We start from the raw sequence: 12,318 nt of genomic DNA on the forward strand, positions 1-12,318 counted from the left end.
TCTACGATTCAACGGACATACTACGGTTCGAGTTACGTTTTGAAGCCGTAAACGGACCGAGACCATTGGTACGACAGAATATCCCTCACTTTCGTTTACACAAGTAGGTGGTTATAAATATCAGGCCGGCGAATTGTTCTCTGCCGGGGTGCCTCTGACAAACCGGCAAACGGTGCGTCTCGACGCCGACTCGCACGGCACGCGTGTCAGTCGGATGATGCCGTATCCACGGCCGGAGACGCAACGACGGGCGGTGTCTGCCTTGCCCGGACAGGCACGGTCCGTGTTTTCGATCTGTGTTTCGTTCTCGGGAGACCGCCTCCGGATTCAGGAACGTATCGTCTCGGCGACAGCGACGGCCCTGTCGCCGAGAGAGGCCGCATCGCTGCCGCCGAGGAGGTGCGTCTCACACGTGCAGTCGGAGGCCCCGAAGCCGTCGAGCGGCGTGGGATCGACGGCGTCGCGACCGTCCACCGCGTCGGCGAGCCCCGTCGCGAGCAGACACTCGACGTCTGCGCGGGGCACGGCGACGACGGCGTCGAGCGTCACGTCGGGGTGGCCGCCGAGGTAATCGACGTGCCAGTGCTGGACGTCGTGCGCCCCCGCGGCGACGCGGCGGTGTCGGTCCACGCGACCGAGGCCGTTCGACCCGAACGCGCTCCCCACGTAGGCGTACGCCCCGGCCGGGAACCTCGCGGTCCCGAGCGCGCCGACCGTGATCGTGGCCGCCGAGTCCAGCGAGAAGAGGAGGACGTACGTCCCGGGCGGCGCGGTTCCGTCGCCGATCCCGAGCGCGTCGGTTCCGGCTTCGATCGCCTCGGGGTCGACGACGGCGACTCCTCCGGGGCCGCCCGTCACGCCAGCGCCTCCGGGCGCTCGACCGCCGCCGCGACCAACTGATCGAACAGGGCGGCCGCGTCGTCGTCGAGCGGGTAGATCTCGTGGTAGTCGTCGGGGTCGCGTCCGCGGCCGCTCGCGACGCCGACGGCGCGCGCGATCCGGTCGTAGTTCTCCCGCACGAGCGATCCCACGATCCCGGGGGTCCCGGCACGGTCGGCCAACTCCTCGGCGGCCGACCGGCCCGCGTAGACCCGCCCGCGGCGCTCGTCGACGAGAAACATCGCGAACGGGACCTCGCCGAACTGCGCGTCGAGAAACGCCTGCGCGGCGTCGTCGTACCATGATATCGCGCCCACGTTGTCGAGGCGTTCGAGCGCGCGCGCCGCGATCGAACAGTACGGGCACTCGCCGTCGTAGACGAGCACCGCGTCGTACGTTCCCATAGGCGGGTAGAGGAACCGAGCGGGCAAAACCGTGCTGGCGGATCGTCGCCGTTCCGCTCTCGGGTGGGGGAGGCGGCGGGGTCTCGGCCGACCGTAACGGTGAGTACCGCGCCGCCCCGAGGACGGACGTGACCGTGGACGAACGCGCGTCGATCGACGAACTCGTCGACCGGATCGAGGACCGGCCGTACTACGCGGGACAGATCCGCGATCACCGGCGCGTCGAGGGTCGCGCGGCCGACCACGCCGACGTGGAGACGGAGTCGCGACTCGCGAGCGCGCTCGGAGAACGCGGGATCGACCGACTCTACCGGCACCAGGCCGACGCGATCGAGGCCGTCCGCGACGGCGACAACGTCGTGCTCGCGACGCCGACCGCGAGCGGCAAGAGCCTCGCGTACACGGTTCCGGCGTTCGAGCGCGCGATGGATCATGGCGGCCGGACGCTGTATCTGGGCCCGCAGAACGCCCTCGTTTCGGACCAGCGGGAGACGCTCTCGGACCTCGCCCACGGCCTCGGGTTCGGGAGTCGGGTCTCCGTCGAGGGGTACACCGGCCGGCTCTCCCAATCGGAGAAGCGCGACGTCCGCGACCGCCGTCCCACCGTACTGCTCTCGAATCCGGATATGCTGCACTACGCGTTGCTGCCGCACGCCCACCGCCTCTGGGAGTGGTTTTTCGGGTCGCTCGAAACGGTCGTCGTCGACGAGGTACACGGCTACCGGGGCGTCTTCGGCAGTCACGTCGCGCTGACGCTCCGTCGACTGAACCGGGTCTGCGAGCGGTTCGGGAGCGACCCGCAGTACGTCTGCTGCTCGGCGACGATCGGCAACCCCGTCGAGCACGCGGCCCGCGTGACCGGCCGAGGAGAAGAAACGTTCCGGCTGATCGACGAGGACGCGAGCGCGACGGGCACGAAACACTGGCTGCTGTGGAACCCGCCGGAGTACGACGGCGGGTCGGGGGGATCCGACGCCGACGGCGGCGACAGCACCGGCGGAAGCACCTCCGGCAGCGGTCGCCGCCGATCCAGCCACGTCGAGACGAAGAACCTCTTCGTCGACCTGGTGTCTCGGGGGTTCCAGACGCTCGCGTTCACGCGGGCCCGGCAGACGGCCGAGCGGTACGCCACCGAGAGCGCCTCCGACCTCAGAGAGCGCGGCGAGCACGACGCGGCGGCGTCGGTGACGGCGTACCAGGCCGCCCTGAACCACGATCGGCGCCGGGAGATCGAGGCGGGGCTGCACGACGGCTCGGTCCGCGGCGTCTGGTCGACGAACGCCCTGGAACTCGGCGTCGACGTGGGCGAACTCGACGCCGTGCTGATCGACGGCTACCCCGGCACGCGGATGTCGGCGTTCCAGCAGGCCGGCCGGGCGGGCCGCGGCGACGACGAGGCGCTCGTGGCGCTCGTCGGCGGCGAGGACCAGCTGGATCAGTACCTGCTTCGACACCCCGAGGAGTTCTGGGACGGGGAGCCCGAGCGGGCGGTCTGCGACCCCGAGAACGACGAACTCCTTCCGGATCACGTCGCCTCGGCTGCGCGGGAAAACTGGCTGAAAACAGGAGATGCGCGTCACTTCGGCGAGTCGTTCCCGGACGTCGTCGCCGCGCTGTCGGAGGCGGGCCGGCTGGAACGCCGCGAGACCGACGAGGGGATCCGCTGGCTGTACGACGGCGACGGCAGCCCGCAGCACGAGATGAGCCTGCGGACGATCGAGCGCCGCGAGGTCGACCTGCTCGACGCGCGCTCGAACGAGGTGATCGCGTCGCTGTCGTTCGCCGACGCCCTGCGCGACGCCCACGTGGGCGCGATCTACCACCACCAGGGGACCACCTACGAGGTGGTCGAACTCGACCTCGACCGCGACACGGCGACGCTCCAGCCGACCTGGGCGGACTACTACACGCGCGTCCTCCACGACAAGACGATCACCGTCGAGGCGGACCTGAAGTCGAAGTCGCTGTCGGCTCGACCCGACACGGAGGTTCGCTTCGCCGAGGTGACGATGCGCAAGCAGATCACGGGGTTCGAGCGCCGAGACCCGCGTCGCGGCGAGGCGATCGGGCGGGAGACGCTCGATCTGCCGGAGACGACGCTGCGGACGACCGCGCTATACGTCACGGTGCCCGCGGACGTCGAACGGGAGATGCGCGAGGCGGGCGGCGAGTACGGGTTCAACGGCGGGATCCACGCGGCCGAACACGGGATGATCTCGCTGTTCCCGCTGTCGTTCCTCTGCGATCGGGGGGACATCGGCGGCCTGTCGACGCCGTATCACCCCCACACCGATCAGTCGACCGTCTTCGTCTACGACGGCTACCCCGGCGGGGTGGGGTTGACAGAGAGCGGCTACGACGAGATCGAGACGCTGCTCCGCCGGACCCGAGAGATGATCGACGACTGCGAGTGCGCCGACGGCTGTCCGGCCTGCGTCCAGTCGCCGCACTGCGGCAACGCCAACGACCCGCTCGCGAAGGCGGAGGCGGTGCTGTTGCTCGATTCGCTCGCGGAGTGATCGGCTTCCGCCGTCGCACTCAGCGGCGGAGGGTTTCCGAGAGAATCCGATCGACCAAAAGCACCGACGCGACCGCCGGCAGCACGACGACGAGCGCCGGAGCCGGTTCGAGAAGCCCGAGCCCCACGATGAGCGTCGTCGCGCAGGCCGGAGGGTGGACGAGGTGGGTGAGACGCATCCCGGCCGTCGTCAGCGCCACCGAGGCGACCCCGCTGATCGCCAGCCACGGCGGGTCGAAAGACAGCGGCGACGCCGGGACGGGAACGACGCTGGAGACGGCCAGGTACGCGAGGAGACCGGCGACGACGCCGACCGCGTGCCCCCCGACGACGACGCGTTCGGACGGGCCGGGGCGGTCCGTCGAGAGCACGTACGCGGTGGGACCGAGGCTCGGAAAGACGGCCGGCGCGCCGGAGAGCCAGGCGACTGCGGCCGCGACTGAGAGGAGCCCGCCGGCCCGGATCCCGACCGCGAGGTCGCCCCGCGCGTCTGTGTCGGACACGGATCCGTGGAGCGGGCCCTCAGAGAAGAAAGGAGCGATCGCTCCGTCGCGGGGTCGTGCCCAGAGCGACAGAACTTTTAGGGCGGCCTAAAGAGATGCAGTCGATGAAGCAGGACGTGTGTGTCGTGGTGCCGACGATCCGCGACTACGACTGTATGCGGGCGTACTTCGAGAACGCCCGCGAGCACGGGTTCGACCTCGACCGACTGTTCGTCCTCCTCGTCACGGAGGACTTCTGCGACGTCGAGGAGATGGAAACGATGCTGGAGGAAGAAGGCGTCGACGGCGCGGTCTACGACGGGTCGCGCCGGGAGGCGTGGTTCGAAGAGCGGGGCCTCTCCTCGTTCTCGCACCTGATCCCGGCCGCCTCGCACGCCCAGACCAGTTTCGGACTGCTGTATATGTGGGCGCACCCGCGGTTCGAGCGCGGCGTCTTCATCGACGACGACACGCTGCCGCACGAGGAGTGGGACTTCTTCGGTCGCCATATGGCCAACCTCGACCGGACCGACGAGGTCGAGTCCGTCCGCTCGGAGGAGCGCTGGGTGAACGTCCTCTACCAGAACGCCGAGGAGCACGGTCTGTACCCCCGCGGATACCCCTACTCCGCGATGGACGAGGACGTCCAGACCGATCGCCGGGAACTCACGGACGTCGTCGCCTCGCAGGGCCTGTGGACGAACGTTCCGGACCTCGACGCGGTCCGCATCCTGATGGACGGCGACCTGCAGGGACAGGCGCAGACCCGGACGGAGAAGGCGGACTTCGAGGGCGACTTCGTCGCCGAGACCGGCCAGTACCTCACGGTCTGCTCGATGAACCTCGCCTTCGAGCGGGAGGTCATCCCCGCGTTCTACCAGCTGCCGATGGACGACAACGAGTGGGAGGTCGGCCGCTTCGACGACATCTGGTCGGGCGTGTTCCTCAAGCGCGCCGCCGACGTCTTGGAGAAGGACGTCGTCAACGGCTACCCCCTCTGTGAGCACAACAAGGCCCCGCGGCCGACGTTCGACGACCTGAACAACGAGGTCCCAGGCCTCGAACTCAACGAGCACGTCTGGGAGGTCGTCGACGGCGTCGCCGACGACGCGGACTCCTGGGAGGGGGCCGCCCGCGAGATGGCCCGGGCCTTCGCCGGGGGCGACTTCTCGGAGTGGAACAACGGGTCGTTCCTGAACCACTGCGGCGAGTACTGGCTCGACTGGCTCGACTGCCTGGACGAACTGGCCGGCGCGGAGGGGGCCCGGGCGGAGTCCGCCGTCGCGGCCGACGACTGAATAGTATCGGAAAGTATATACGTTTTAGGCAGGCCTAAAACAACTATGAAGGAACACAACGAGACCTCGCGAACCGAAACCCCGCGAACGCGTCGTCGCTTCCTCCAGGCCGCGGCCGCGGCCGGAATCGTCGGCGTCGCAGGGTGCAACACGCCGGGCGGAGACGGAACCGACACGGAGACGGAGGCCGACAGCGGTGGAGACGGAACGGGCGGCAGTGCGCCGGAGCAAATCGGCTCCGGGCGGTCGCCCTTCGGCGATCGGGAACTCTCCGGCGTCTCGATGTCGGAGATGCCCGACCTCGAGGGCGAACTGACGCTGTACTCCGGGCGCGGCCAGGCGCTCGTCGGCGAACTCGTCGGGTTCATCGAGGACCGCTATCCCGACCTCACCATCCGGCCGCTCTACAACACGGCTGCCGAACTGGTGAGCCAGATCCAGACCGAGGGACAGAACAGCCCCGTGGACGTCTTCTACTCGGTCAACGCGGGCGCCCTCGGCGCGCTGGCGCAACGGGACCGAACGCAGGAGCTCCCCCAGGAAGTGCTGGAGTTCGTCCCCCAGAACTTCCGCGCCCCCGACGGCCACTGGATCGGGACCTCCGGCCGCGCCCGCTCGATCCCGTACAACACGGACACGTTCTCCGAGTCCGACATCCCGGACAGCATCATAGCGTTCCCCGAGACGTCGGCGTTCGACGGCGAACTCGGTTGGGCGCCGACGTACTCCTCGTTCCAGGCGTTCATCACGGCGATGCGGATCCTCGAGGGCGACGAGGCCACCCGCGAGTGGTTGGCCGGGATGCAGGAGCTGGGCGTGAGCCAGTACGGCGACGAGTTCCAGGTCGCCCGAGCCGTCGCGGACGGCGAGATCTCCGCCGGCCTGACGAACCACTACTACATCCAGCGCGTGCTGGCTCGCCGCGGTCTCGGCGCGCCGCTCAGAACCACGTTCACGCAGAACGACGCCGGCGCGGTGTTCAACGTCGCGGGGGCCTGCGTCCTCGACACCGCCGAGGACTCGACGCTCGCCGCGAACTTCGTCCGGCACCTCCTCTCGGCGGAGGCGCAGGACTACTTCGCTCGGACCACCTTCGAGTACCCGCTCGTCCCGGAGGTCGAACCGATCGGCCGACTGCCGACGATCGACGAGTTGAACCCGCCCGAGGATATAGACCTCTCACAACTCGCGGATCTCGAGGGGACGATCGATCTCCTGCGTGAGACCGGCGTCCTCTAGAGGTCCGGGAACACCCACGTGAAGATGGCCACGGAGCACCGGACGACGGCGGACGACGACGCGGGAGAGGCCGACGAGCAGACGCGACTCCCGCTCGGCGTCTCCGTCGCCGCCGCCGCCGTCGCGGCCGCGGTGTTGCTCCCGGTGCTGTGGCTGATCAAGACGAGCCTCGACGTCGGTTTCGCGGAGGCAACCGCGCTCCTCACGCGCCCGACGACGCTCGAAGTCCTCCTCAACAGCGCCGTCCTCGTCGTGCTGACGACGACCGCCTGCGTGGTCATCGGCGTGCCGCTGGCGTACCTGACGGTCCGGACCGACCTGCCCTTCCGACGCTTCTGGACGGTCGTCGTCTCGCTGCCGCTCGTGATCCCGAGTTACGTCGGCGCGTTCGCGTTCGTCTCGGCGTTCGGCCCGCAGGGGGGCTTCCAGCGCCTGCTCGCGCCGATCGGGATCGAGCGGATCCCCGAGATCTACGGCCTCGAAGGGACCGTGCTGATCCTCACGCTCTACACCTACCCGTACGTCTACATCACCGCTCGCGCGTCGCTGAAGTCGATGGACACGACGCTGATCGACGCCGCGCGGACGCTCGAACACGACCGCTGGGAGACGTTCAGGCGGGTCACGGTCCCCCAGATCCGCCCGGCGGTCGCCGCCGGGGCGCTGCTCTCTGGGCTCTACGTCCTCGCGGACTTCGGGACGCCGTCGATTATGCGCTACGACGTGTTCACGCGCGTCATCTTCGTCGAGTTCGGGACGTTCGGGCGCGACACCGCCACGCTGCTCTCCCTGCAACTGGTCGCCGTGACGGTCTTCATCCTCTGGCTCGAGTCCCGCGTCCGCGGCGAGGAGCGGACCACCGCCGGCGGGCGCTCGCGCGCGGTCGTCTCGCTCGGCGGGTGGCGCTACCCCGCGATGGGCTTCGCGGCCGCGATCGCGGGTCTGGCGCTCGTCGTCCCGCTCGTGATCCTGCTGTCGTGGCTCGGAACCGCCTCGGCGACGGTGAACCAGTCGCTGGCGTTCCAGTGGTCCTACGCGGCCAACTCCGTCGTCATCGCGACCGCCGCCGCCGCCGTCGCCGTCGTCGCCGGCCTCCCGGTCGCGTACCTCTCCGCGCGGTACGACGGCCTCCTCCCGACGGCGTTCGAGCGGATCAGCTACGTCGGCTACGCCGTCCCGGGGGTCGTTCTCGGCCTCGCCTTGGTCTTCTTCGGGAGCCAGTACGCGACGCCGATCTACCAGACCCTGTATCTCCTGGTGTTCGCGTACGTGATCCGGTTTCTGCCCCAGTCTGTCGGGTCGCTCCGGGCGTCGTTCCTCTCGGTCGACCCCGCGCTTCCGGAGGCGGCGCGGACGCTCGGGCAGACCTCCGCGGGCGCGTTCCGGTACGTCACGCTCCCGCTGGTCGCGCCCGGGCTCTTCGGCGGCGCGGCGCTCGTGTTCCTGACGACGATGAAGGAGCTGCCGGCGACGCTGCTTCTGCGACCGTCGGGTTTTACCACGCTCGTCACGCATATCTGGACAGCCTATGAATCGGGGTACTTCGGACAGGCGGCGGTGCCGGCGCTGGTCTTGCTTTTCGTCTCGGGGCTCTCGATGCTCGTGATTCTCAGACAGGAGGGATACGATGTCAAATAGCACGCACGCTGCAGTAGAGTCGGACTCGGAGCAACGCACGGAGACAGGGGCTGGCGAGGGACCGGCGGACGCCGAATCGCCCGCCGGCCCCTCGGCAGCGGGTACCGACGGCGACGTCGTCCTCGAACTCGACGGACTCAGTAAGTCCTACGGGACCGAGACGGTCGTCGAGGGGCTCTCGCTGACTGTCAACGAGGGCGAGATCCTGACGCTTCTGGGCCCGTCCGGCTGCGGTAAGACGACGACGCTTCGGCTGGTCGCCGGGCTGGAGAGGCCCGACGGGGGCGCGGTGCGGCTGAACGGTCGCTCGGTGTCGGGGTCGACGTTCGTCCCGCCGGAGGAGCGCGGCGTCGGCGTCGTCTTCCAGGAGTTCGCGCTCTTTCCGCACCTCACGGCGCGGGAGAACGTCGCCTTCGGACTGAAGGACCGGCCCGACGAGGAGGTCCGAGAGCGCGTTGACGAACTGCTCGAACTCGTCGACCTGGCCGACCAGGGCGAGAGCTACCCGGATCAGCTCTCCGGCGGGCAGCAGCAGCGGGTCGCCCTCGCGCGCTCGCTCGCTCCCGAACCGGAGATCCTGCTCCTCGACGAGCCGTTCTCGAACCTCGACGTCGACCTCCGCGTCGAGATGCGCGAGGAGGTCCGTCAGATCATCAAAGAGACCGGCGTCACGGCCGTCTCGGTCACCCACGACCAGGAGGAGGCGCTCTCCATCTCGGATCGGGTCGCGGTGATGAACGACGGACAGATCGAACAGATCGGCGACCCCGAGGGCGTCTTCCAACACCCCGAGTCGCGCTTCGTCGCCGCCTTCCTGGGTTACGCGAGCTTCGTCCCGGGGTACGTCTCCGGCGACGTCGTCGAGACCGACCTCGGAACCGTCCCGCGCGACCAGATCCACGGCCTCGCGAGCGAGTACGACCACACCCGGATCGACCTGCTCGTCCGCCCCGACGACGTGAGCGTCCGTCACCTCGACTGCGAGGGCGTGGAGTCGAGCTGCGGCGAGGTCGTCGCCCGCCGGTACCTGGGCCCGACGTTCCTCTACGAGGTGGAACTGGACACCGGAGAGTCGATCCAGTGCATGCACAACCACGACGAGAACGTCCCGAAGGAGGGGCCGGTCGACCTCGAACTCGACGCCGACCACGAGCTCGCGTGGTTCCCGCGCGAGCAGCGCCCCGAAGACGACTCCCGATACGGCGAGTGAGCCGTGTCGCGACGACAGTTCACTTCTCGACTCCGGTCGCTCGTTCGCCGCCTCCGCCTCGCCCCGCGCTCGGTCGTCGCCGCAGTCCGCGACCGCCTGGAGCGAGTCGCCGTCGCCGCCCGTGCCGTCGTCGCCGCCGGACGCGACCGACCCGAGCGGGTCGTCGCCGCCGTCCTCGCGCTCGCGGTCGGCGGCCTCGTCTACTACCTCGCGATCGACCTCTTTCCGTACCACTCGGTCAACGACGACGAGGGCGTCTACCTCTATCAGGCCGCGATGCTCCTGGAGGGGAAGCTGTTCCTCCGCCCCGGCGACATCCCGTGGGAGGCGGTGCGCCCGTGGTTCTTCGTCGTCGACGAGGTCGGCGGCGAGGTCCGGATGTACAGCAAGTACTCGCCGGTCGCGCCGGCGGTCTTCGCGATCGGACGGCTCCTCGGCGACTGGAACATCGCGCTGGGGCTCGTCGCGGCGGCGACCGCGGGCGGGGTCTACCTCCTCGGATCGGCCGCCTTCGACCGCCGCGTGGGACTCCTCGCGGTGCCGATCCTCGCCGGGTCGCCGCTGTTCCTGCTCACCTCCGCGACGTTCTTCTCCTACGCGCCGGCGACGATGCTGAACGTCGCGTTCGCGGCCGCGTACGTCCGCGCGGCGCGGACCGGGAGCCGTCGGTGGGGCGCTGCGGCGGGGACGGCCGTCGGCGTGGCGTTCTTCTGTCGGCCCTACACGGCGGTGCTGTTCGCGCTCCCGTTCATCGGCCACACGCTCGCCTCTCTCGACGTGGCCTGGCGGCGGTCCGGGTGGTCGCCGGGGTTCCGGGGGGTACTCGGGCGGTCGCTCGCGATCGCGCTTCCGGGCGCGGCGTTCGTCGGCGTGACGCTCGCGTACAACGCGGTCGTGACCGGCGATCCGTTCCTCTTTCCCTACGCCGCGTTCGCGCCGAACGACGGCATCGGGTTCGGCACGCGGGAGATCCTCAACTACGAGCGGGAGTACACGCCCGCACTGGCGGCCGACGTGACAGAGCGGATCGTCGAGTACTTCTTCACCGAGTGGGTCGCCGCGGGGCTCCTCGGGACCGCGCTCGCCGCCGTCGGCGTCCTCGCGGCGCTGTGGCGCGAACGGGGGCGGAGCGGACCCGGTGCGATCGCTCGCTTCGATCCCGCGGCGGGGATGGGAAGCGGCGAGGTCGCCGCGGTCCTCTTCGCGGTCCTCCCGTCCGTCTTCCTCGGCGAGGCGTACTTCTGGGGGACCCACAACGGGCTCCGGAACGGCCTCATCGACCTCCTCGGGCCGTTCTATCACTTCGATGCGCTCGTCCCGGTCGCGGTGTTCGGCGCGGCAGGCGTCGCGTTCCTCGTCCGCGGTGCGGGGTCGCTGCTTCGGTCGGTGACCACCCGCCGCCGCGCCCGGATCGCGCTCCTCGTCGGCCTCGTCGTCTCCGCGCCGGTCGTCGCCTCCGCCGAGGCGGCCGTCGTCGAGGGGCCGTTCGCGGCGAACGAACGGCGGACCGACAGTCTGGAAGCGACCTACGAGCCGTTCGAGGACCGCTCCTTCGACGACGCGCTCGTGTTCACGCCCGACCCCTACGGCGACTGGCAGGCGCACCCGTTCCAGTACCTCCGCTCCGGCGGCGGCTACGACGGCGACGTCGTCTACGCGACCGACGGGAGTCCCGAGCGCGACCTGGCCGTCCTGGCCGCGACGAACCGGACGGCGTACCGGTTCACCTACCGGGGGGACTGGACCGGCGCGTACTTCCCCGTGAACTCGGAGCTCCGGCGGCTCCGCGTCCTCGAGGGCGAGTCGGTCCGGGCGACCACGACGGTCGGCGTGCCCGCGGCGGCGTCGAGTACGAGCGTCCGCGTCGAGACGCCGGAGGGGTACGCCCGCTACAGCGTCCCCGACGCCGCGCGGACGAACGACACGGTCCGCGTCGAGTGGACCATCGGCCCCGACGCCGCGCGGGCGGAGAACCTGGTGTACGAGGGCGGGTCGCGCTTCCGCGACGTTCCGCTCGCAGACGGCGGCGCGGAGGTCGACCTCGTCGTGACGTTCGTCGGCGTCGGCGGGTCGAGCGTCACCTACAGACAGGAGGTCACCATCGACGGCGACGCCGACGGAGGGGTCCGGGCCGTCTGGCCCCCGGAGACCCGCGTCTGCCGGCTGACGACCGAGTGCGGGTACGAGGGGACCTGGGTCGGCCCCGACGGTGACTACGTCGACGGCGTCTCCGTCGCGATGGACGCGCGCGTCGCGTCGTGACCGCCGAGCTTTCGGACGGTTCGCGGCAGCGCGCGTCGTGAGCGGCGGATCCCGGTGAAGTCCGCGGCTGCCGCGCGCCGTGCCGGCCGACGCTCAGATCGGTCCGGTGAAACTGATATCGAGGAGTTCCTCGCGGATCGCGTACCGGAGCCGATCGTCGAGCGGCATCTCCTCCCAGTCCTCGGGTCGCTGTGGTTCGGGTACCTCGTCCAGTCGGTCGGCGAGGGACCGGTGAATGAACCGCCCGTTCTCCCCGCAGTCGGGACAGGTGAGAACGATGAGCCGGACCCGGTAGGGGCGTTCCTCGATGTGCCCGCAGTGCGGGCAGACGTACGAGTCTGTCACTGCCCGATCATAGGGGCGGGGGTAACTCGTATCTGTGGGTTTC

Annotated in this window: 10 protein-coding genes; 6 read left to right on the forward strand and 4 right to left on the reverse strand. The window is 69.7% G+C overall.

The window, feature by feature from the left end; translation table 11 throughout:
• Window positions 1-327 precede the first annotated feature (327 nt).
• On the reverse strand, window positions 328-858 hold the full coding sequence (locus DV707_RS07360; protein ID WP_103989906.1) for a GIY-YIG nuclease family protein: 531 nt from the start codon (window positions 856-858) through the stop codon (window positions 328-330).
• A complete protein-coding gene (locus DV707_RS07365; RefSeq protein WP_103989905.1) occupies window positions 855-1,283 on the reverse strand; it encodes a DCC1-like thiol-disulfide oxidoreductase family protein in 429 nt (142 codons plus the stop codon). Before DV707_RS07365 ends, DV707_RS07360 begins: the two co-directional genes overlap by 4 nt.
• 152 nt (window positions 1,284-1,435) lie before the next feature.
• On the opposite strand from DV707_RS07365, the gene DV707_RS07370 reads away from it, so the two are divergent.
• Window positions 1,436-3,802 carry a DEAD/DEAH box helicase gene (locus tag DV707_RS07370; protein ID WP_103991184.1) on the forward strand — a complete coding sequence of 789 codons (2,367 nt, stop codon included), beginning with the start codon at window positions 1,436-1,438 and terminating at the stop codon, window positions 3,800-3,802.
• Window positions 3,803-3,821: 19 nt separating this feature from the next.
• Here the strand turns inward: DV707_RS07370 and DV707_RS07375 are convergent, their stop codons facing one another.
• Window positions 3,822-4,304: an HPP family protein gene (locus DV707_RS07375; protein WP_103989904.1), complete on the reverse strand. Its 483-nt coding sequence runs from the start codon at window positions 4,302-4,304 to the stop codon at window positions 3,822-3,824.
• 104 nt (window positions 4,305-4,408) lie between these two features.
• Between DV707_RS07375 and DV707_RS07380 the strand changes: the two genes are divergently transcribed.
• From DV707_RS07380 to DV707_RS07400, 5 genes are all read left to right on the forward strand, one after another.
• Window positions 4,409-5,581 carry an alpha-1 4-glucan-protein synthase gene (locus DV707_RS07380; RefSeq protein ID WP_103991183.1) on the forward strand — a complete coding sequence of 391 codons (1,173 nt, stop codon included), beginning with the start codon at window positions 4,409-4,411 and terminating at the stop codon, window positions 5,579-5,581.
• A gap of 45 nt (window positions 5,582-5,626) precedes the next feature.
• The gene (locus tag DV707_RS07385; protein ID WP_103989903.1) at window positions 5,627-6,820 is read left to right on the forward strand and encodes an extracellular solute-binding protein; all 1,194 of its coding nucleotides are present in this window, start codon (window positions 5,627-5,629) and stop codon (window positions 6,818-6,820) included.
• A 24-nt stretch (window positions 6,821-6,844) separates the two neighbouring features.
• Window positions 6,845-8,458: an ABC transporter permease gene (locus tag DV707_RS07390; protein ID WP_103989902.1), complete on the forward strand. Its 1,614-nt coding sequence runs from the start codon at window positions 6,845-6,847 to the stop codon at window positions 8,456-8,458.
• Entirely contained in the window at window positions 8,448-9,668 is a 1,221-nt protein-coding gene (locus tag DV707_RS07395) for an ABC transporter ATP-binding protein (RefSeq protein ID WP_103989901.1), read from the forward strand. Before DV707_RS07390 ends, DV707_RS07395 begins: the two co-directional genes overlap by 11 nt.
• 96 nt (window positions 9,669-9,764) lie before the next feature.
• Window positions 9,765-11,930, forward strand: coding sequence for a DUF7846 domain-containing protein (locus tag DV707_RS07400; RefSeq protein ID WP_103991182.1), 2,166 nt, complete (start codon window positions 9,765-9,767; stop codon window positions 11,928-11,930).
• A gap of 93 nt (window positions 11,931-12,023) precedes the next feature.
• On the opposite strand, the gene DV707_RS07405 is transcribed toward DV707_RS07400, so the two are convergent.
• Window positions 12,024-12,275, reverse strand: a complete 252-nt coding sequence (locus DV707_RS07405; RefSeq protein ID WP_103989900.1) for a hypothetical protein — start codon at window positions 12,273-12,275, stop codon at window positions 12,024-12,026.
• Between the last annotated feature and the right edge of the window lie 43 nt (window positions 12,276-12,318).

The sequence above is a fragment of the Halobellus limi genome (genome assembly GCF_004799685.1).
In the GTDB taxonomy this organism is placed as follows: domain Archaea; phylum Halobacteriota; class Halobacteria; order Halobacteriales; family Haloferacaceae; genus Haloquadratum; species Haloquadratum limi.

Coding starts and splice junctions, on each gene's coding strand:
- DV707_RS07395 (WP_103989901.1), top strand. CDS start 8,448: ATGTCAAATAGCACGCACGCTGCAGTAGAGTCGGACTCGGAGCAACGC.
- DV707_RS07380 (WP_103991183.1), top strand. CDS start 4,409: ATGAAGCAGGACGTGTGTGTCGTGGTGCCGACGATCCGCGACTACGAC.
- DV707_RS07385 (WP_103989903.1), top strand. CDS start 5,627: ATGAAGGAACACAACGAGACCTCGCGAACCGAAACCCCGCGAACGCGT.
- DV707_RS07365 (WP_103989905.1), bottom strand. CDS start 1,283: ATGGGAACGTACGACGCGGTGCTCGTCTACGACGGCGAGTGCCCGTAC.
- DV707_RS07390 (WP_103989902.1), top strand. CDS start 6,845: ATGGCCACGGAGCACCGGACGACGGCGGACGACGACGCGGGAGAGGCC.